The organism is Halalkalibacter flavus (assembly GCF_036663575.1).
Classification (GTDB): Bacteria; Bacillota; Bacilli; order Bacillales; family Bacillaceae_D; genus Halalkalibacter; species Halalkalibacter flavus.
The window spans coordinates 134,208-154,707 of the sequence record NZ_JAWRVK010000008.1; the positions used below are offsets into that span (position 1 = coordinate 134,208).

Here is a 20,500-nt window from a genome sequence, read left to right on the forward strand (position 1 = left end):
TTGCTTTTCACTGATTTCAATAGTCAATCAATTTTTTGACCATTTAACACACCTTGTTCTTCAATATAATGTCGCAAGCCTTCATAGCATTTATTTTCCCAAAACTCATTAGAATGAATTAATTTTACTGCATCTTGTCTTGCCACCTCTAACGCCCTATAATCATGTACAACATCTGCCACCTTGAAATCAGGTAACCCACTTTGCTTTGAACCAAAAAAATCTCCAGGCCCTCTAAGCTCCAAATCACGTTCAGAAAGGACAAACCCATCGTTCGTTTCGGTCATAATTTTCATTCTTTCTTTACCAACTTCTGATTTAGGGTCTGCTAATAAGATACAATACGATTGAGCCTCACCTCTTCCAACCCTTCCTCTCAGTTGGTGTAGCTGAGCTAACCCGAATCTCTCGGCATCATAAATAACCATAATCGTAGCATTAGGTACGTTAACCCCAACCTCCACAACAGTTGTTGATACTAATATTTGTGTTTCATTTTTACTAAACGATTCCATGACAGCGTCTTTTTCTGTAGGATGCAAACGCCCATGCATTAAACCAACTTTCCACTTTCCTTTGAAATGCTGCTCAAGAATCATATGGACATCAATCGCATTTTGTACATCAAGCTTTTCAGACTCCTCAATTAAAGGACATATAACATAAGCTTGCCTACCAGCCTGAAGTTCTTTTTCAATGAAGTCAAGCACTCTCTCCAGCATATCGGGTTTAGCCCAATACGTTTCAATTTGCTTCCTTCCAGCTGGCATTTCATCAATGATAGACACATCCATATCTCCAAACACTGAAATTGCTAATGTACGAGGGATTGGGGTTGCCGTCATAAAAAGAACATCAGGATTTTCCCCCTTGTCACGCAAAACTCGCCTTTGTTCCACTCCAAATCGATGTTGTTCATCTGTGATGACCAATCCTAAATTATTAAATTTAACATCGTCTTGAATTAACGCATGTGTCCCGACAACTAATGATAACTCTCCGCTTTCTAGCATCGCCAGACGTTCAGTCCTCTTCTTTCCTTTTACTGATCCTGACAAGAGCTCCACCTGAATATCAAATGGTTCTAACAAAGCTTTTAGTGATTGAACATGCTGTTCAGCTAATATTTCTGTCGGCACCATTAATGCCGCTTGATAGCCTGCTCGAATAACTGCATACATGCATACTGCCGCAACAACCGTTTTCCCAGAACCAACATCCCCTTGCAATAAGCGATTCATCCGATAGCTTGATTGAATATCTCCTATTATTTCATTAACAACACGTTTTTGTGCACCTGTCAGCGGAAATGGTAACTGCTTAATAAACTGCTCTATTTCCCCCTTTGGAACATGAAGGGCACGTCCATTTGTTCGATCTCTATTCTCCTTACGAAAAGCTTGCATTTTTAACTGGAATAACAGAAATTCCTCATAGACCATTCTTCTCCTTGCATGTTTCATTGATTCAGCATTTGGGGGGAAATGCAACCTAGAAAGAGCTTCCTTTTTAGTTGGTAGCCTATATTGTTGTAACAGGTCCGATGGCAGAATGTCATAAATATCTCCACCAAATTGATTCATTGCTTGGTAGATAAACTTTCGCAGTGCTTTTGTCGTTAATTTTCCTGAAACTGAATAGATAGGAGAAATTGTCTGTTCTCTTTCTTCACATCCTTTCTTCATTTCACTACCAGTGATTGTCATCCTGTGTTGATCCCACTTCCCCGTAATGGTTAGTTCCGAACCTACTGCAATCTGACTTTTTAAAAAGGCACGGTTAAAAAACGTTACCGTAATGAGGATCTGATTAACTAGAAACCGGAAAGATAATCGGTTTTTCTTCCTTCCAAAATACCTAACTGATGGTTCACTTTGAACAATTCCACTTACAGTCACTCGCTCCTCATGCTTCACATCATGAAGATCTTTTAATTGATAGTCCTCATAACGAAACGGGAAGTGTTCTAATAAATCACCAACTGTAAAAATACGCAATCCTTGTAGTTGCTTAGCTGTCTCCTCGCCAATTCCATTCACATCTATAACTGGTCTATTCATTGCTTCATTCATTTTTTATCTAGCGACACCCCGTATATCTTTGCCTCAAGTTCACGCCCTGTCGGTGTCGCTGCTAACCCTCCTTGTGCCGTTTCTCGTAATGCTTCAGGCATCGTCTGACCTATTTTATACATAGCGTCAATTACTTCATCACAAGGAATTCGACTTGTAATTCCGGCAAGAGCCATATCAGCAGCAACAACTGCAATGGACGCACCAATAGCATTTCGCTTCACGCAAGGAACTTCAACAAGCCCTGCAACAGGATCACAGACTAGCCCCAACATATTTTTCAAAGCTATAGCCATCGCTTCTGCAGACTGACTCGGTGTTCCCCCTGCTAACTCTACTAATGCAGCAGCTGCCATGCCTGTAGCTGAACCGACTTCAGCTTGACACCCCCCAGCTGCACCGGAAATCGATGCATTATTTGCAACGACAAAGCCAAATGCCCCAGCTACAAATAAGTAGTTGACCATTTGTTCATCGGTCGGTTTTAATTTCTTTGTCATCCCAAATAAAACACCTGGAACTACTCCTGCTGAGCCTGCAGTAGGAGTTGCACAAATCGTCCCCATCGCAGCATTTACTTCGTTTGTTGCTACAGCTTTACTAACCGCATCTAATACTGTCTCACTTGATAAATATTGCCCTTTTTTAATGTATTCTTGTAGAAGTACAGCATCTCCGCCCGTTAATCCTGAGACCGAACGAACCTTCTCAGTAATGCCACGCTCGACAGCTGCTTTCATGACATTCAGATTTTTTAGCATTTGGTCTTTTATTTCTTCACGTGTTCGTCCTGTTACTTCCATCTCTTGTTCAATCATTACTTCTGAAATAGATTTGCTTGTTGATTCTGCTATCTCAACTAATTCAGCTACATTTTTAAACATGAAAAGCTACCTCCAAATTCATAGTTTTTATATTAATCATGAATTTTCGTTACCTTCATGATGTTCGGTAATTTTTCTAACTCAACTAGTAGCGAATCTTCAACGTTTTGATCTACTTCAATCACCATTAATGCTTCTTTCCCTCGTTCTTTTCGCGATACTTCCATATGACCAATATTTATTTCATATTTCGCAAGAACATTTGAAACACTAGCAATAACACCGTACCGATCGTTGTGTACAACTAAAATCGCTGGATGATTCCCTGATAATCGAAGGACAAAACCGTTTAATTCAATAATTTCTATTTTCCCACCGCCAATTGAAATTCCAACAAGCTCTATCTTGTCTTCCCCATTAGTTAGAACAACTCTTGCTGTATTAGGGTGATCAGTAATGGCTTCTTCTTCATAGAATTTCACTTGAATCATTTCTTCTTTTGCAATAGTCAAAGCTTGTGTAATACGAGAATCAAACGTATCAAAATCTAAAATTCCACCTACGATAGCAACATCTGTACCGTGTCCTCTATAAGTCTTAGCAAACGAACCATAAAAATAAATATCTGCCTGTTCAGGTTTTTGTCCAAATAATGTGCGTGCTACTCTGCCAATCCTAGCTGCTCCCGCTGTATGCGAGCTAGATGGACCAATCATCACAGGCCCGATAATATCAAAGACCGTACGATACTTCATATGATAACCTCCTGTTATCCTACTTTCGCTATTTAAAATAAAAAATAAAAGGTGACCCAGGGAGAGTCAACGACTAGCGAAAACAATAAAAACAACAAAAATACGTCGCATTTCGTCATCTATTGCACACTAGAGGTCAGACATCTTTACATGAGTCACCCTCATATTATCAATTTATCAAGCTTTTGTCATAACAATCGAAACCGTCCCCGGCCCTACATGTGCCCCTATAACAGCTCCTATTGACGTAATTACATCACTTTCTACAACAAACTCCGCTTTAATCCTCTCAACCATTTCCTCAGCAAGTGTTTCGTTAACTGCATGAGAGATCCCAACATGAACAGGAGCAGATCCATACTTTTCTTTTAAAATCTCAATAATTCGGTTCATCGCCTTCTTTTGTCCACGTGCTTTTTCGAACGGGTACACTTCCCCTTCATCGGTTAGAGATAAAATCGGTTTAATTTTTAGCATAGAACCAAGCACAGCAGACGCTTTTCCAATTCGTCCATTTTTTTGTAGATATTCGAGTGTATCTACCATAAAAAACAAATTTGTATCATGTAATAATTCATCTAACCTTGCTTGACATTGCTCTAACGAATGTCCCTCTTTTGCCAATTTAGCAATCTCAATGACAATTATTCCAATTCCATAGGATGCACGCTTAGAATCAATAACATGAATCGCTTCATCTTCTTCCATCGACTGTTTCGCAATCGTTGCTGCTTGATACGTCCCACTCATTTTGGATGATATGTGAATGGAAATAATCTTGCTTTCGCCATCATTTAATAGTGAACGATACACTTCCTCAAACTGATAAGGCGTAGGTTGAGAAGTAGATGGAATCGTGTTAGACGCTTTTACCTTTTTGTAAAATTCGTCAGCTTTAAGTGTGACTCCATCTTCGTACGATTCCGTTTCAGAGAAGATTACATTCAATGGGACAACTGTAATTCCTAGCTGTTCGGCTAAATCAGCCGGTATATCTGCTGTACTATCTGTTACAATTTTAACATTTGGCACACGAAACCCTCCTTCACTCTACCTTTACTCAACTGAGATGATATATGAGTAAAGGGGCTGATTACCTAAGTGCACATCCACTTCTACATCCGGAAACTCTTCTTCTAAAAATTGGACAAGTGTAGTTGTTTGTTCATCAGATGCATCTTCACCTTGCAAAATTGTAACAATTTCGCTTTCATTATCAATCATTTGCTTAAATAATTGGTTAGTAACCTCTAAGATATCTGGACCCGAACTTACGATTTTCTTCTCAGCAATACCCATGAAATCATCTTTTTTAATATCTACACCGTCAATGTTCGTATCTCGTACGGCAAATGTCACTTGACCTGATTTAACGGTTGACAACGCATCTTTCATCATTCCTGCATTTACTTCTAAGCCTTGGGTAGGATTAAAAGATAAAAGAGCTGCAAGTCCTTGAGGAACCGTTTTCGATGGTACAACTACCGCTTTCTCCCCAACGACTTGAGCTGCTTGTTCCGCGGCCATGATAATATTTCCGTTATTTGGTAAGATAATTACTTTTTCTGCATGAACTTCTTCGATGGCATTAACAATATCCTCCGTACTAGGGTTCATTGTTTGTCCACCCTCGATGACAACTCCTGCACCTAAGCCCTTAAAGAGATTGGCAATCCCATCTCCCATTGCGACCGTGACAATACCAAATTCACTTTTTTCCTTTTCCTTATTAGGTAGATCAGTACTAGCTCCTTGACCATACGCTTCTTTCGTTTCGTCTAAAAGATGAGTATGTTGTTCACGCATGTTTTCAATTTTTATATTAATTAATTCTCCATACCTTTGTGCTTTTGTTAATACTTCACCTGGTTGTTCAGCGTGGATATGTACTTTGATTAAATCGTCATCTGAAACAACAAGAAGCGAATCACCTAGCTGGCTTAATTCTTCTCTAAATTCTGTTTCAACAAATGGGTTTTTGCTTGTTTTTTCTGCCTGAATTCGAACCATCACTTCCGTACAAAAACCAAACTCAATATCCTCAGTTGCCATATGACTTTGAGCATTGTGATGTTCAATCTTCACAAGATTATCCATTGAGATTTCTTCTGCTGTTGATACCTCAGAAAGCTCTTCTCCCTTTAAAACCGCTAAGAAGCCTTCGTAAATGTAAACCAATCCTTGGCCACCTGAGTCAACAACCCCAACTTCCTTTAAAACAGGTAGTAAATCCGGTGTGCGTTTCAAAGAGGTTTTCGCTTCATTCACTGTTTCTTCCATGACATAAACGACATCATCATGCTTTTTGGCAGTTTTAACTGCATGTTTCGCAGCATCCTTTGCAACAGTTAAGATCGTTCCTTCAACAGGTTTCATAACAGCTTTATATGCGGTTTCAACTCCACGCTCAAACGCTTCAGCTAAATCATTTGCTGTAATTTCCGCTTTGCCTTCAACCTGTTTAGAAAATCCTCTAAACAATTGTGAAAGAATAACCCCCGAATTTCCTCTTGCCCCCATTAATAATCCTTTTGCAAATGCAGCTGCTACTTTACTCGAGTCATTTTGAATATTTTGTTTTACTTCTTTTACTCCTGAAGTTATAGATAGATTCATATTTGTACCTGTATCGCCATCTGGAACAGGAAATACATTTAATGCATCCACCACTTTCACATGTCTCGATAAATTTGCTGCACCTTCAATATACATGTAGGCAAGCTTCGTACCTTCAATTTGTTTTGCCACGAACTTTTTCCTCCTAACTAAGCGCTTACGGGTTCGTGACGCGGACACCTTGAACAAAGATGTTCACGGAATCAACATCAAGCCCTAACATTTGTTCTAGTTGATATTTAACTTTTGTTTGTACGTTATAAGCCACCTCAGAAATTTTTGTTCCATAGCTGACAATGATGTACATATCAATATGGATTTGTTCTTCGTCTTCACGAATGACGACTCCCCGACGAAAATTTTCTTTCCCTAGTAGATCGGTAAGGCCATCTTTCAGTTGCTTTTGAGAAGCCATTCCAACGATTCCATAACAATCAATAGCTGCTCCACCAGCAATTGTTGCAACAACATCCTTTGAAACATCTACAACACCTAGTTGAGTTTTCATTTCAATTGACATTCCCATTCCTCCCTCTCGAAGACAAACTTGATTCACTAAAGCCATTTTACTATAATATACCTCAATTTAAAAGCGCATTCGAATCTAAGCAACTTTCACAAGTGTCAAGCAAGATTACTTGATAAAGTTTCTAGGAAGCTATTGCATTATACCAAGGGCTGTGCTACTATATTCAAGTATGATTTCAAGTGTCTGTATTGGGAATAAGGAGGTGCATATCATGGCACGTAAATGTTATATTACAGGTAGACAAGCTCGTAGCGGAAACAAACGCTCTCACGCACTTAATAAAACGAAACGCCGTTGGGGTGCAAACGTTCAAAAGGTACGTATTTTAGTAGACGGTAAACCAAAACGTGTGTACGTTTCTACTCGCGCACTTAAGTCTGGTAAAGTAGAACGCGTATAAGTTGTGAATTTCATTCACAACTCTAACAAAAAAGCACCGATATACGGTGCTTTTTTGTTTTACCCTTTTTTTAATGAGTTCAATACTGCCTTGACAAACCCACCTAAAAACTTAGGTAGCTTGATCGTGTAGAATTTCATAGCTCCTCCTCCTCAACGTGAATAGCCACACCACGGGGATAATGTTAAAGAAACTTGACTCACGACCTAGGACGTGAAGCAAAGTGCCCCTATCCATCAAGCCATTTTGTTTAGACAAGAATCAATGATAAGGATAAAAATAATTGCTCCTTTTAAACTTATATATCTAGATACGACAAACTATTCCTATTTTTTTATGATGTCATACCTACGTTATACCCTAGCTTGAGCAAATTATCCTTGTCTCTTTATCATTATGCATATGCCCTATACCTCAATATATGTCTGTTGAAAAAGAATGTTCTTCTTCATTAAAAATAATCAAACATGTACATAATGGAGCGACTAAAACAAAACGATATCTACTTCTTTTCAATTGCTTAGTCAATGGACTTAGACGTACGATTTAGTCGATGCACTTAAATAAGTTAGCTTTCCTTTTTTAAAATTTTCTTTATTCGCTTTGCTCGGCTGCTTAAAAAAAGAAGCAACATGCTCTACTTTTTGAGCATGTTGCTTTTGTTATCCTCTAATTTCAGATATGGCTAAAGCACGGTTTTCTTGATTGTAAATGGCTGATCCTGCAACTAATACATTTGCTCCTGCTTCAACACATTTCCTTGCGGTTTTCGGATTTACTCCTCCATCAACTTCAATTTCAACGTGTAAGCCTCGGCTTTGAACCATTTGAGAAACCTTTTCAATCTTCGATAAAACAGAATCTATAAATCTTTGTCCTCCAAACCCTGGGTTAACCGTCATCAATAGAACTAAATCAACTTCATCTAATATTGGTTCAATTAGTTCTGCTGGAGTTGCAGGATTTAATACGATCCCAGCTTTCACACCTTGTTCCTTTATTAGATGAATCGTTCTATGTAAATGCGGAGTTGCTTCAACATGAACGGAAATGATATCAGCACCAGCTTTTGCGAACTGCGGAATATAGGCATCAGGATTTTCAATCATTAAATGAACATCTAACGGTAAATCAGTAATAGGACGAATCGCCTCAACAACAAGTGGACCAATTGTAATATTCGGAACAAAATGTCCATCCATAACATCAACATGAATATAATCTGCTCCAGCTTGCTCGACATCTTTTATATCTTCAGCTAAGTTAGCAAAATTAGCTGATAAGATTGAAGGTGCAATCTTAATCATCAGTCATATCTCCTTTTTTGGCTTTTTATCTCATCTAAAAACTGTAAATAATGTTTCATTCTTGTCGAACTGATTTCCCCTTGGTCGTAAGCTGCTTTAACTGCACACTTCGGTTCAGATGTATGAGTACAGCCTCTAAATTTACAATTTGCAGCTCGTTCCTCCATCTCAGGGAAGCAATTTGATAAATCATCTGCTTCTAAATCAATAAAATCAAGCGAACTAAACCCTGGTGTATCAGCAACCAACCCATCACCTATAGAAAGCAATTCAACGTGTCTTGTTGTATGCTTCCCCCTTCCAAGATGGGAAGATATTTCATTTGTTTCAATATTTAATTCTGGTTTTAAACTATTTAACAGAGAAGATTTTCCTACACCTGATTGCCCTGCTACCACACTTACCCGCCCATTAAGATACGGCAGAATTTTATCTATTCCGTTGTTATGCAAAGTAGAAGTCAATAAGACGGTATAGCCAATTTCTTCGTACTCTTTTTTGAATGCTTCGATTCTTGTCAGTGATGAATCATCAAGGAGATCTACTTTACTGATAATGATAACTGGAATTAAATTGTTCGCTTCAATATGTACAAGAAAACGGTCTAGAAGCAATGGACTAAAGTCAGGTTCTAACGCAGAAAAAACAAGTAATGCTTGATCAACATTGGCAATAGGGGGACGAACGAGTTCATTTTTGCGCTCAAACACATCAAGAATGTAACCGTCTGTAACATTCTCTGCTTCAAACTCTACTTGATCTCCAACTAAAGGTTTAATTTGACGTTTACGAAAATTTCCCCTTCCACGACATTGAAAAACACCGTCTTCAGATTGAACATAATAAAAACCACTTAATGCTTTAACAATCATTCCAGTTGCCATGCAGAACCTCCTAATTTAATAACCAATGACAAGAGGCAAGGTATTTTCATACCCCTTGTCATTTCTTAATTTAACGCCTACGAAACTCATAAGGACCTAAATCTTTTTCAAGCTTCCCATCAATATAAATTTCAATATATCCATTTTGTGATGGGGATGTCACTAACGGAATTGAATATAGTTTAGTGTCAGTAATTGTCTCATCTTCAAACACTCTTTCTTGCCCTCCAGTAGTATGATCACGATAAAGAATTCGAATATCAAATGATTCTCCCGCCTCACGTTCCTCAGCAGACATTTGAATTTCTTGACGAACTTCGTAATTATAAACTGGATCTTCTTCTGGCTCTGGTGCTGGTTCGGGTCCCCTCGATATCGTAAGGTTTACTGTTTGACCTTTTTTTAACTCCGTATTAGGAGCAGGTGATTGTCTTAGAACCCTGCCAGATTCAATCGTATTTGAATGTTCATAACTTATATTATGATTAAGACCAGCTTCAGTTAAATAGCTAACCGCTTCAGACTCTCTTACATTCTCAAGATCTCGCAAGCGAATAACTTGTGCAACACTATACGTTAGATGAATCGTTGTTTCATCCACAATAACCAGAGTTCCTGGTTCAGGGTCCTGTACGGTCACATATCCAGGAGAGTGCTGATCTGTTTCTTGCTCGGATGTTTCAACCGTAAATCCTTGTCCTCTTAATTGACTTGCAGCCCTATCAATATGCATGCCAATAACATCATCTAGTTCCATTTCTTCCCTACCTTGACTCACAAAAAGCCGTACGGTAGAACCTTCTTTTACCATTGATCCTGGAACTGGATTTTGTCTAACAACATGCCCCTCCGCGATGTCATCATCTTTTATTACCTCCCTTACAACAAGAAGCTTCAGGGCCGTTAACTCCTCTTCTGCTTCTTCGAAAGGAAGTTCTACCACACTTGGAACTTCAACTTCTCCTACTTGAAAAATTGTTGGCAATAATGCAAAGGCTGCAATCGCTCCACTAAGCATCAGTAAGGCGATACCAACTAAGATAGTAAGCCACCTTTTCCCTTTCTTTTTCGGTTTTGGCTTTGCTTCTGGTTCCTTTTTAATAGGTTCTACTGGCTTACTATGTGTTATTGTTGGAGGAACTTCCACTGTCTTATCAAGATCCGTCGTTTCATGTTCACGAATAATCGGGATCGCTTTTGTTGCTTCTTCATCCTCGGCCTCCACTACAAAAATGGCTTCATTCACTCTTTCAGGAGCTAATACAGTAAGGACATCTTCTTCCATTTCTTGAACCGTAGCGTACCGCTTAAGAGGATCCTTGACTGTTGCCTTGCGTATGACATTTTCAATACTTTGTGGGAGCGATGGAACTTTTTCCTTTACAGATGGAACTTCGTTTTGTAAATGTTTAATCGCTATAGAGACAGCTGTGTCCCCTTGAAAAGGTAATTCTCCAGTTACCATCTCATATAAAACAATACCTAATGAATAAATATCTGATTTATACGTGACATGACCACCACGAGCCTGTTCGGGAGAAAGATAATGTACTGATCCCATAACTGAATTCGTATGGGTAATCGTCGCAGCTGAAATAGCACGAGCAATTCCAAAGTCTGTAACCTTCACAACACCATCATTACTTATTAGAATATTATGCGGCTTAATGTCGCGATGAATAAGGTGGTTTGCATGAGAATGCTCGAGTGCCGAAAGCATCTGTTCCATATAATCGATTGCTTCTTCGACAGGGATCGGTCCACGTGATTGAATTAATTCCTTTAACGTTGGACCTTCAACATATTCCATAACTATGTAATACGTATTGCCTTCCTCCCCAACATCATAAATATTTACAATGTTAGGATGTGCTAAACTGGTAGCCGATTGTGCCTCACGTCTAAAGCGCTGGATAAATTGCTCATCATCAGAAAATTGGGGTTGTAATACCTTCACAGCAACATGGCGGTCAAGAATGACGTCGAGCGCTTTATAAACATTTGCCATTCCTCCGCCACCAATGGTCTCGAGAATTTGATAGCGACCACTTATGCGCTGCCCAATCATTGCTGTTTGCTCCGCTCGTCCGATTTGTCTTTAAAATCGATAATTGCCACTGTTATGTTATCTTCCCCACCGCGCTCATTTGCAAGGTTTATTAATTTATCTGCTATTGATGGCAATTCATCAAATCCTTCAAGGTGCGCTTTCAATTCATCATTACTAACTTTATTCGTTAATCCGTCTGAACACAATAAGATCTGTTGCTCTTCCTCAACTTGCAACGTTGTCACATCAATTTTTATTTCACTTTCTGTTCCCAAAGCACGCAAGAGAACATTTCTTCTTGGATGATGTTCTGCTTCTTCTTCTGAAATTTGCCCATTCCTAACAAGTTCTTGTACTAGAGAATGATCTGACGTTTTTAATTGAAATCCAAATTCATTATAGACATAGGCACGACTATCGCCAATGTGCGCAATTGAAATAAATTCTTCCATACATAATGCAACAACGAGAGTCGTTCCCATTCCACGGCATTCTGGGTGTTCTTCAGCGTGCGAGTAAAGTTGTTCATTAATACGTTCAAACTGCTCTATTAACCATTTCTCTGCATCTACAACAGAAGCAATTTCTTTGACTTCTTTCCACACATCACGTAAATAACTGGTAGTCATCGCACTAGCTACATCCCCAGCACGATGTCCCCCCATTCCATCAGCTACTACAGCAAGGACACCTATATCATTTTTAAATACTCCACCACTGTCCTCATTATGTGCGCGAACTTTCCCTACGTCTGTTCGAAAAGTAAACTCCATCTCCTAGATTCACCTCGTCTCCTCTTTTCGCTCCTTTGCTCGAAGCTGACCACAAGCGGCATCAATATCATGACCTTGCTCTCTCCTAATCGTTACATTGACACCACGTTTTTTCAACACTTTTTCAAACGCAAAAATCTGGTCTCTCGGCGTGCGAACATAGTCCCGTTCTAAAACATAGTTTACAGGAATTAGATTCACATGGCATTTAATCCCCTTAATTAAATCAGCCAGAAGTTCTGCATGTTCTTCTTGATCATTTACGCCTCCAAACAATCCATACTCAAACGTAACACGTCTGCCAGTCGTTTCAATATAATAACGAATCGAATCCATTAGTTTTTCCAGCGGCCATGCTCTATTAACTGGCATTAGCTTACTACGAATTTCTGTTGTTGGCGCATGTAGGGAAATAGCAAAATTTATTTGCATTTTCTCATCAGCAAATTTATAAATTTTCGGAACGACACCACTTGTTGAAACTGTAATATGACGTGCACCGATGTTTAGCCCTTTTTCATGATTTATTGTTTTTAAGAAAGGAACAAGCTCATCGTAGTTATCAAATGGCTCACCAATTCCCATAACAACAACTGAACTTACTCGCTCTTCCACTTCGTCCATTGCTCTTTGAGATTCCAGCACTTGTGCAACGATTTCTCCTGCTTCCAAATTTCTCTTTAACCCACCAAGAGTTGATGCACAGAATGTACAACCTAGTCTGCATCCCACTTGAGTAGTTACACAAACACTATTTCCATAGTCATGTCTCATAACAACTGTTTCAATGGAATAGCCATCATGCAATTCAAATAAAAATTTCACTGTTCCGTCAGATGAAACTTGTCTTGTCACAATTTTCAATGTAGTGATAGTAAAGGAATTTGCAAGCTTTTCACGCAAATCCTTTGACAGGTTTGACATCTCCCCAAAACTCGTAACACGCTTTTGATATAACCATTCAAAAATTTGTGTAGCACGGAACTTTGGCTCATCTTGCTCCTTAAGCCAGTCTTGTAAGTCTTCAAATTTAAGTGAATAAACGGACCGAAGCTGTCCACTTTCTGGTATTTTGACTGTCTTTTTTAATTCTTCCATCGTCGCACACCTTTCGCCTGTTAATTATTGTTTGATAAGACTTGCTATAAAAAAGCCGTCTGTTTGAAAATCTTGAGGAAGAATGGTAACCATTCCTTCTACATATCGGCCTAGCGCTTTCTCAGGAAGTCTATCTTTTAACGTTTTATCTAGTTGGAAATCTGGATGCTCAGCTAAGAAATTCGCGACACTTTCTTCATTCTCATCTTTGTCTACTGTACAAGTACTATAAATAAGTGTTCCACCTTGTTTTACGAACGGGGCTACAGCTTGTAAAATCTCTTGCTGAATATTCTTTATCGCCTTAATATCTTTTTCTCTTTTCGACCATTTAATATCAGGCTTTCTTCTAATAACCCCAAAACCACTACAAGGTGCATCGACTAACACACGATCAAATTGCTCCTTCACCTTTTCGTGAATTTTTCTCGTATCCATTGCTTCAGCCTGAATACATGATAAACCAAGTCTCTTTGTTTGATCATGGATCAACTTCACTTTGTGGTCATGTAAATCAAATGACAAAACCGTTCCCGTGTCGTCCATTTGTTCAGCAATATGAGTTGATTTTCCTCCTGGTGCAGCACATGTATCTGCTACTGTCATTCCAGGTTTTGCCCCCACAGCTCGTCCAACTAGCATCGAACTTTCATCTTGCGCTGTTACATAGCCTTTTTTGTACGTATTCGTTTGAAAAACATTTCCTTTTTCTACAATGATTGCATCAGGTGATAAATCTCCATGCTTAACTTGTAATCCTTCTTGCTCTAAAAGCAAGAGTGCTTCTTCTACCGACGCTTTCACTTGATTCACACGAACCGTTACATTTGGCGGTTCTAAGCTTGATTGACACATTTCCCTTGTTTCGTCTAATCCATATTGACCAACCCAACGCTTTACTAGCCAAACTGGGTAGCTATATTCAAGGGCAATTCTTTCTGTCTCATCTTTTATTTGTGCTAGGGAGGGGAGTCCTTCTCTTTGAATAGAACGGAGCACACCATTTACCATCCCACTTATTCCTTTATGTCCACGTTTTTTGGCGATGGCCACAGCTTCATGAATTACAGCCCGTTCTGGGACACGATCTAAATAAGCTATTTGATACACGGATAAGCGTAATAATACCTTTACCCAGTCCTGCAGGGAAGGGACTCCTTTTTTTACAAATGACTGTAAATAATAATCGAGCGTATCTCTGCGCTGAATCGTCCCATACACAATCTCTGTCAATAAACCGACATCTCTTGGATCTAACTTTGTTCGATTTACAGTTTGGTTTAAAAGGAGGTTGCTATAGGCTTGACTTTTCTCAATTTGAAGCAAAATTTCTAAGGCTACCTCACGAACTGGTTTACTCATTTGATTCTCCTAGCTTCATTCCTTTTTTTAAATGGGAGCCTGCCCCCCGAATAAAAGAGGTCGCATCCATTTTCTTTTTACCTGAAGGTTGAAGTTCTGTAATTTTTATTGCCATGTTTGATCCTGTTGCTACAATAATTCCATCTTGTTCAATACGTTCAATCGTTCCAGGTGGGACTGATTGGTTTGACTGTACCTTCTCACCCCACCATACTTTTAACGGCTTGCCATCTAAATTTGTATACGCAACAGGCCATGGATGTAGTCCTCTTATTTGATTATATAAGTCTTCCCCTGAACGACTCCAGTTAAGCAATTCCATCTCACGTGAAATGTTTCGAGCAAAAGTTACATCAGTTTCATCTTGTGTTTTAGCTGTCAGGTTTCCTTTAATGAGTTCGGGGATCGTATCAATTAGGAGTTTGGCACCAGCTAAACTTAATTTATCATGCATTGTCCCTACATGATCTTTTTCTTCAATAGGGACACGCACTTGTGAAATCATATCACCTGCGTCTAATTTCTCAACCATATACATAATTGTTACACCAGATTCTTTCTGACCATCTATAATTGCTTGATGAATAGGAGCACCGCCACGGTATTTTGGAAGAAGAGAAGCGTGAACATTAATGCAGCCATGTTTTGGATAATCTAGAAGTTCTTTCGGCAAGATCTGTCCAAATGCTGCTGTGACAATCAAATCTGGTTCATATGAAAATACTTTCTCTAACTCATTTTTTTCACGAATTTTTTCTGGTTGCAGTACATCTATATGATGTTTCTCAGCTTCTATTTTTACAGGGGGTGGAGTCAAGATACGTTTTCTACCTACAGGCCGATCTGGTTGTGTCACGACAGCAGCAATATCGTATCCTTCATTTATTAAGTTTCTTAACACGGGGACGGAGAAATCAGGTGTTCCCATAAAAACAATTTTCATTTAATCGACCGCCTTTCATGCAGTCACTTTTTTTTCAGTGTATCTGCTACGTAATTATGTATAAAATTGGGCAAAGCCCTCTTTTTCGTGTATAAATTATTTTTCCTTCAATTAGATAAATGCGAACATGTTGCGTTGGCTTCTCTCGCCGTACGCCTTTTAGAAGAAAACCACTCCTTAAAGGCTTAAAACTTTACGGCGGCTTCGCTCATCGCTTCGAGTTTAAACCAAAAGGGAAAGGCACCCTTTTGGTTTAAACTCTATGTAAACATATAAGGATGCATATCTATCGAGACTTGTAGTTGGCCTTGGTTAATATCACGGATGAAATGTTGTTGTACTTCACGCAATGTTTCAAGTAATCTCGGCTCGTTTCTGTATTTTATCATGCATTGATATCGATATCTATCTTTTATACGTGCAAGTGGAGATGCGACCGGTCCTAGAACTATCGTAGATTCTTGAAGCTCTCTTTTTAGAAAAGCGGCAATTTTTTCAGAAACGGTTATGACTTTCGTTAATTCAGGATGAGAAATATTAATTAAAACCATAAAGACATATGGTGGATATAGACCTATCTTCCTTTGTGCCATTTCCATTTGAAAAAATTGTTCATAATCATGACTTTTTACAAGCTCAATACTATAATGATCGGGTGTGTAAGATTGGATAATCACTTTTCCTTCAAGTTCATGTCTACCGGCTCGTCCACTTACTTGTTCCATTAACTGAAACGTACGCTCAGCTGATCTGAAATCAGGAATATGGAGCATCGAGTCTGCTGCTAGTACACCAACGAGAGTAATTTTAGGAAAATCTAGCCCTTTAGCGATCATTTGAGTTCCAAGCAAAATATTTGCTTCCCCTCGTCCAAACGCAGAAAGAAGCCTTTCATGAGACCCTTTTCGTCTTGTTGTATCAATATCCATACGTATGACTTTTGCTGTTGGTAACACACGAGTCAGTTCTTCTTCAACCTTTTGCGTTCCCGACCCGAAAAAGCGAATATGATCACTTCCACAAGACTCACATGTGTTTGGCATCTTTTCTTCATGACCACAATAATGACATTTTAATGAATGCTGTGTACGATGATAGGTGAGAGAAATGTCACAATGTTCACATGTTGCTACATATCCGCAGTCTCGACACATTACAAAAGTTGAATACCCTCTTCGGTTTAAAAATAGAACAGATTGCTCCCCTTTATCTATCCTATCTTTTAACATTTCTAATAATGAAAAAGAAAACATTGAACGGTTCCCATTTCGTAACTCTTCACGCATATCAACCACTTCTACTGCTGGCATTGACCGTTGATTCACTCTCGTCGTTAAAGGTAGCAATTGATAGACTTGTTTCTTCGCCCGGGCGTATGATTCAAGTGAAGGTGTGGCGCTTCCTAAGATCACTGGACACTGGTGATAACCACCTCGAAAAATTGCTACATCTCTAGCATGATACTTTGGATTTTCTTCTTGCTTATAACTCGTTTCGTGCTCTTCATCAATAATGATAATTCCAACATTAGTAAATGGGGCAAAGATTGCAGACCGGGCACCAACAACAACCTCGACTTCTTTTCTTAAAATCTTTCTCCATTCATCGTACTTCTCTCCCATCGATAATCCTGAATGAAGTACTGCTACTTTCGAACCAAATCTGCCTTTAAATCTTTGAACCATTTGCGGTGTTAATGAAATTTCTGGTACAAGAACAATAGCTTCTCTTCCCATCTGAAGAGCCTTATCAATTGATTGTAAGTAGACCTCCGTTTTGCCGCTTCCTGTTACACCGTGCAGCAAAAACGTGTCATGCTCTTTACTCTCAAGTGAATTCAAAATTGGTGTGATTACTTCTTGTTGCTGTGCAGTAAGAGAAAGAGGCATTGTACGCTCATAGTGAACCCCAGCTAACGGATCACGATAAACTTCCTGGGCAAACTCTTGAATATATCCTTTTTTTACTAACGTCGTTACGACTTGCCTAGTCGTTTCCAATCTTTTTAATAAAGCCTGTACAGAAATCGGCTCAGCTATCTCTTTTAAAAAGGTAATGATTTCTTTTTGTTTTTGCGCTCGAGCTGGAAGTTTTTCTAGTTGAACACTAGAATCAACTAGCTTGATATATCGTTCTGTCTTCTTTTTCCCTTTTTCTTCTACTTGATAACGAACTTCAAGAACTCCATCTTTAACTAGTTCCTGGACAATTTTTAAATTTTGTTTTTCAATTAAAACATCTGACCATAACGTCTTGTCTCCAGATTGAAAGAACTTTTGCAATGAAGCAGGTAATTGATTGCTATCCGATCGTAACACTATTTCTTTTTTTACCTTTGTCCGCATAGCAGCTGGAATCATTAGTTGATAGGCGGATAACTTAAAGCTCAGCGTCTGCTCCGATAACCACTCTCCAAGTTGAAGCAATTCTTTCGTTAAAACAGGAACAACGTCTAATACATCTTCAATTGGCTTTATTTTTTCTAAAGGCGATTCTTGCTCTAGGTCAATGACAAAACCTTGAATTTTTCTTGGTCCAAAAGGGACAACAACTCTAATACCTGGTTGTATGACATTTTCCCATTCTTTCGGAATCTCATAATCAAACAAACGATCCGTTTGGGAAGTTGGAACGTCGACTATCACTTTCGCAATCATAAACGATGATGCCTTTCCATATAGGAAATGATGTCAGAAATAATGAATTGAGCAACTTCTCTTTTCGCTAAGACAGGATACTCCTTTTTATCACCATCCTTCGTAAAGGTTGTAACAATATTCGTATCCCCTTTAAAGCCGGCCCCTTCTTGCAGGATATTATTTGCGATGATTAAATCTAGGTTCTTGGAATGTAATTTTTTCATTGCATATTCTTCAACATGTTCCGATTCAGCAGCAAATCCAACAAGAATTTGGTCTACTTTTTGGTTACCTAAAGTTTGTAATATATCCGTCGTTCTCTCCATCTCAATGAACCACGTTCCTGGCTGCTTTTTTCGTTTTTGCTCGAACGTATCTTTTGGTCTGTAATCTGCAACTGCAGCAGACTTGATCACGATATCAGCTTTTTCATAATATCGCATGGAAGCCTCAAACATCTCTTTCGCCGAGACAACATGAATGACTTCCACCTCTTCTGGTGGTTCGATTTGTGTAGGCCCGGAAATTAACACAACTTTGGCTCCTTGCAAGCGAGCTGCCTCAGCAATAGCATAGCCCATTTTTCCTGATGAGTGATTTGTGAAATAGCGGACAGGATCAATCCTCTCTTGAGTTGGTCCTGCTGTTATGACTACCGTCTTCCCCTTAAGTTGTCCAGCACAAGTTACAAAGTGACGTTCAAGAATAGCAAGTAGATCCTCAGGTTCAGCCATTCGCCCCTTTCCAGTCCACCCACAAGCTAGGTAGCCTTCCGCTCCATCTATGAAACGGTATCCATCTTTTGATAATGTGGATACATTACGTTGAACAGCTGCTTTGTTATACATATTGACATTCATTGCAGGTGCAAGATAAATTGGAGCCGTTGTCGCAAGCAAGGTTGTTGTTAACATATCATCAGCTAGTCCATTTGCAAGCTTTGCTAGTACATTCGCTGTAGTAGGGGCGACCAAAACAACGTCTGCCCAATCAGCCACATCAATATGAGCAATTTTTGTTGGATCAGGTTCAATAAATGTATTATCATAAACCGGTTGACGTGATAGGGCCTGAAACGTTAAGGGGGTCACAAACTCCTTTGCTGATTCAGTCATAATCACTTTCACGTTTGCTCCGGCTTGTACTAGCTTACTTGTTAGAGCTGCAGCTTTAAATGCTGCAATCCCTCCGCATACTCCAAGGATAATATTTTTTCCTTTTAGCATTGTTTTCACCCATTCCCTATTGTTTTTCTACTCATAGAAAAAAGGCTGACTCAAAAGGTCAAACCCCTAAAACAATAATTACTACCATGCTTCGTTGGGGTTTGAAGCTAATGAATTGAGTCAGCCTCTAGCTTTCTTATTCCTCATCGTCTAACGGGTTAATTCGTTTAAAATGTAAGTGATCATCAATAATTTCTTCGAGTGCAACCCCAACCGGCTTATGAGAAACAGGTCGATTAACCATAGGACCACGGGATAAATCTTCACGAATTTCACGCGCTCGTTTCGCCGATACCGTAACGAGTGTATACTTTGAATCTAGTTTTGTTAAAAGCGAATCAATCGAAGGATATAGCATTAGTCTACCTCCACCAGTTCTTTATATTTTTCTATTAATCGTTCACGTTTACAGTGTTCTGCTGTTACAATCGATTTTATCCGCTCAACAGCAAGGTGAACTTCATCATTTTCTACAACATAATCATACTTTTTCATCATTTCAATCTCGTCTTTTGCTACAGTCATCCGTTTGTTAATAATATCTTCTGTTTCCGTACCACGTCCAACAATCCGGCTTCTTAGCTCTGCTAAACTTGGTGGCATTAAGAAAATGAATACACCTTCTGGAAAACGTTCGCGTACTTTAAGAGCACCTTGTACTTCAATCTCAAGAATAATATCTTGCCCACTATTAATTGTTTCTCTTACATATTCAATTGGTGTACCGTAATAGTTGCCTACATACTCTGCCCACTCTAACAACTGATCTTGTTCAATCATTTTTTCAAATTGCTCTCTTGTTTTAAAAAAATAATTGACCCCATCCTGCTCTCCTTCTCTTGGAGAACGAGTCGTAGCAGAAACAGAATACTGAACGGATGTATTTTCTTGACGTAATGCCGAACATACTGTCCCTTTACCAACACCTGCCGGCCCCGATAATACAAGTAATAGACCTTTATCTTTCTTCATGGAAACCTCCTACACACTTCATGCATTCATGCTTATGTATCCTAACATAT

Annotated in this window: 19 protein-coding genes; 1 reads left to right on the forward strand and 18 read right to left on the reverse strand. The window is 39.0% G+C overall.

Annotated features, from left to right (window positions below):
• Positions 1-23 precede the first annotated feature (23 nt).
• The 6 genes from recG to SAY88_RS07770 all read right to left on the reverse strand — a co-directional run bounded on the left by recG (position 24) and on the right by SAY88_RS07770 (position 6,787).
• Entirely contained in the window at positions 24-2,072 is a 2,049-nt protein-coding gene (recG, locus tag SAY88_RS07745) for an ATP-dependent DNA helicase RecG (protein ID WP_332630701.1), read from the reverse strand.
• A complete protein-coding gene (sdaAA, locus tag SAY88_RS07750; protein WP_332630702.1) occupies positions 2,069-2,956 on the reverse strand; it encodes an L-serine ammonia-lyase, iron-sulfur-dependent, subunit alpha in 888 nt (295 codons plus the stop codon). Before sdaAA ends, recG begins: the two co-directional genes overlap by 4 nt.
• Before the next feature lie 32 nt (positions 2,957-2,988).
• Positions 2,989-3,651 (reverse strand): L-serine ammonia-lyase, iron-sulfur-dependent subunit beta, encoded by a 663-nt coding sequence (sdaAB, locus tag SAY88_RS07755; RefSeq protein WP_332630704.1) that lies wholly within the window; start codon positions 3,649-3,651, stop codon positions 2,989-2,991.
• 177 nt (positions 3,652-3,828) lie between these two features.
• Positions 3,829-4,683, reverse strand: a complete 855-nt coding sequence (locus SAY88_RS07760; RefSeq protein WP_332630706.1) for a DegV family protein — start codon at positions 4,681-4,683, stop codon at positions 3,829-3,831.
• A 24-nt stretch (positions 4,684-4,707) separates the two neighbouring features.
• Positions 4,708-6,363: a DAK2 domain-containing protein gene (locus SAY88_RS07765; protein ID WP_332630745.1), complete on the reverse strand. Its 1,656-nt coding sequence runs from the start codon at positions 6,361-6,363 to the stop codon at positions 4,708-4,710.
• Between the two features lie 61 nt (positions 6,364-6,424).
• A complete protein-coding gene (locus SAY88_RS07770; protein WP_034629730.1) occupies positions 6,425-6,787 on the reverse strand; it encodes an Asp23/Gls24 family envelope stress response protein in 363 nt (120 codons plus the stop codon).
• A gap of 220 nt (positions 6,788-7,007) precedes the next feature.
• On the opposite strand from SAY88_RS07770, the gene rpmB reads away from it, so the two are divergent.
• Positions 7,008-7,196: a 50S ribosomal protein L28 gene (rpmB, locus tag SAY88_RS07775; protein WP_332630708.1), complete on the forward strand. Its 189-nt coding sequence runs from the start codon at positions 7,008-7,010 to the stop codon at positions 7,194-7,196.
• Between the two features lie 59 nt (positions 7,197-7,255).
• On the opposite strand, the gene spoVM is transcribed toward rpmB, so the two are convergent.
• The 12 genes from spoVM to gmk form a co-directional block, all read right to left on the reverse strand.
• A complete protein-coding gene (spoVM, locus tag SAY88_RS07780) occupies positions 7,256-7,336 on the reverse strand; it encodes a stage V sporulation protein SpoVM (RefSeq protein ID WP_034629734.1) in 81 nt (26 codons plus the stop codon).
• 522 nt (positions 7,337-7,858) lie between these two features.
• Positions 7,859-8,503, reverse strand: a complete 645-nt coding sequence (gene rpe / locus SAY88_RS07785) for a ribulose-phosphate 3-epimerase (RefSeq protein WP_332630710.1) — start codon at positions 8,501-8,503, stop codon at positions 7,859-7,861.
• Positions 8,503-9,387 (reverse strand): ribosome small subunit-dependent GTPase A, encoded by an 885-nt coding sequence (rsgA, locus tag SAY88_RS07790; protein ID WP_332630711.1) that lies wholly within the window; start codon positions 9,385-9,387, stop codon positions 8,503-8,505. The genes rpe and rsgA overlap by 1 nt, the downstream gene beginning before the upstream one ends.
• Before the next feature lie 70 nt (positions 9,388-9,457).
• Positions 9,458-11,455 (reverse strand): Stk1 family PASTA domain-containing Ser/Thr kinase, encoded by a 1,998-nt coding sequence (gene pknB, locus SAY88_RS07795; RefSeq protein WP_332630713.1) that lies wholly within the window; start codon positions 11,453-11,455, stop codon positions 9,458-9,460.
• On the reverse strand, positions 11,452-12,210 hold the full coding sequence (locus tag SAY88_RS07800) for a Stp1/IreP family PP2C-type Ser/Thr phosphatase (RefSeq protein ID WP_332630715.1): 759 nt from the start codon (positions 12,208-12,210) through the stop codon (positions 11,452-11,454). Before SAY88_RS07800 ends, pknB begins: the two co-directional genes overlap by 4 nt.
• 9 nt (positions 12,211-12,219) lie before the next feature.
• A complete protein-coding gene (gene rlmN, locus SAY88_RS07805) occupies positions 12,220-13,308 on the reverse strand; it encodes a dual-specificity RNA methyltransferase RlmN (RefSeq protein ID WP_332630716.1) in 1,089 nt (362 codons plus the stop codon).
• 24 nt (positions 13,309-13,332) lie between these two features.
• Complete coding sequence (gene rsmB, locus SAY88_RS07810) at positions 13,333-14,670, reverse strand: 16S rRNA (cytosine(967)-C(5))-methyltransferase RsmB (protein WP_332630717.1); 1,338 nt, start codon at positions 14,668-14,670, stop codon at positions 13,333-13,335.
• Positions 14,663-15,613 carry a methionyl-tRNA formyltransferase gene (gene fmt, locus SAY88_RS07815; protein WP_332630718.1) on the reverse strand — a complete coding sequence of 317 codons (951 nt, stop codon included), beginning with the start codon at positions 15,611-15,613 and terminating at the stop codon, positions 14,663-14,665. Before fmt ends, rsmB begins: the two co-directional genes overlap by 8 nt.
• A 260-nt stretch (positions 15,614-15,873) precedes the next feature.
• Positions 15,874-18,270, reverse strand: a complete 2,397-nt coding sequence (gene priA, locus SAY88_RS07820; protein WP_332630719.1) for a primosomal protein N' — start codon at positions 18,268-18,270, stop codon at positions 15,874-15,876.
• Positions 18,267-19,478, reverse strand: a complete 1,212-nt coding sequence (gene coaBC, locus SAY88_RS07825; RefSeq protein ID WP_332630721.1) for a bifunctional phosphopantothenoylcysteine decarboxylase/phosphopantothenate--cysteine ligase CoaBC — start codon at positions 19,476-19,478, stop codon at positions 18,267-18,269. Before coaBC ends, priA begins: the two co-directional genes overlap by 4 nt.
• A gap of 136 nt (positions 19,479-19,614) precedes the next feature.
• The gene (gene rpoZ / locus SAY88_RS07830) at positions 19,615-19,836 is read right to left on the reverse strand and encodes a DNA-directed RNA polymerase subunit omega (protein WP_250095341.1); all 222 of its coding nucleotides are present in this window, start codon (positions 19,834-19,836) and stop codon (positions 19,615-19,617) included.
• Positions 19,836-20,450, reverse strand: coding sequence for a guanylate kinase (gene gmk / locus SAY88_RS07835; protein ID WP_332630723.1), 615 nt, complete (start codon positions 20,448-20,450; stop codon positions 19,836-19,838). Before gmk ends, rpoZ begins: the two co-directional genes overlap by 1 nt.
• Positions 20,451-20,500 lie beyond the last annotated feature (50 nt).

Bases quoted from the DNA above. Each gene is read 5' to 3' on its own strand.
- recG (WP_332630701.1), bottom strand. From the start codon at position 2,072: ATGAATGAAGCAATGAATAGACCAGTTATAGATGTGAATGGAATTGGC.
- sdaAA (WP_332630702.1), bottom strand. From the start codon at position 2,956: ATGTTTAAAAATGTAGCTGAATTAGTTGAGATAGCAGAATCAACAAGC.
- sdaAB (WP_332630704.1), bottom strand. From the start codon at position 3,651: ATGAAGTATCGTACGGTCTTTGATATTATCGGGCCTGTGATGATTGGT.
- SAY88_RS07765 (WP_332630745.1), bottom strand. From the start codon at position 6,363: ATGTATATTGAAGGTGCAGCAAATTTATCGAGACATGTGAAAGTGGTG.
- SAY88_RS07770 (WP_034629730.1), bottom strand. From the start codon at position 6,787: ATGTCAATTGAAATGAAAACTCAACTAGGTGTTGTAGATGTTTCAAAG.
- rpmB (WP_332630708.1), top strand. From the start codon at position 7,008: ATGGCACGTAAATGTTATATTACAGGTAGACAAGCTCGTAGCGGAAAC.
- spoVM (WP_034629734.1), bottom strand. From the start codon at position 7,336: ATGAAATTCTACACGATCAAGCTACCTAAGTTTTTAGGTGGGTTTGTC.
- rpe (WP_332630710.1), bottom strand. From the start codon at position 8,503: ATGATTAAGATTGCACCTTCAATCTTATCAGCTAATTTTGCTAACTTA.
- rsgA (WP_332630711.1), bottom strand. From the start codon at position 9,387: ATGGCAACTGGAATGATTGTTAAAGCATTAAGTGGTTTTTATTATGTT.
- pknB (WP_332630713.1), bottom strand. From the start codon at position 11,455: ATGATTGGGCAGCGCATAAGTGGTCGCTATCAAATTCTCGAGACCATT.
- SAY88_RS07800 (WP_332630715.1), bottom strand. From the start codon at position 12,210: ATGGAGTTTACTTTTCGAACAGACGTAGGGAAAGTTCGCGCACATAAT.
- rlmN (WP_332630716.1), bottom strand. From the start codon at position 13,308: ATGGAAGAATTAAAAAAGACAGTCAAAATACCAGAAAGTGGACAGCTT.
- rsmB (WP_332630717.1), bottom strand. From the start codon at position 14,670: ATGAGTAAACCAGTTCGTGAGGTAGCCTTAGAAATTTTGCTTCAAATT.
- fmt (WP_332630718.1), bottom strand. From the start codon at position 15,613: ATGAAAATTGTTTTTATGGGAACACCTGATTTCTCCGTCCCCGTGTTA.
- priA (WP_332630719.1), bottom strand. From the start codon at position 18,270: ATGATTGCGAAAGTGATAGTCGACGTTCCAACTTCCCAAACGGATCGT.
- coaBC (WP_332630721.1), bottom strand. From the start codon at position 19,478: ATGCTAAAAGGAAAAAATATTATCCTTGGAGTATGCGGAGGGATTGCA.
- rpoZ (WP_250095341.1), bottom strand. From the start codon at position 19,836: ATGCTATATCCTTCGATTGATTCGCTTTTAACAAAACTAGATTCAAAG.
- gmk (WP_332630723.1), bottom strand. From the start codon at position 20,450: ATGAAGAAAGATAAAGGTCTATTACTTGTATTATCGGGGCCGGCAGGT.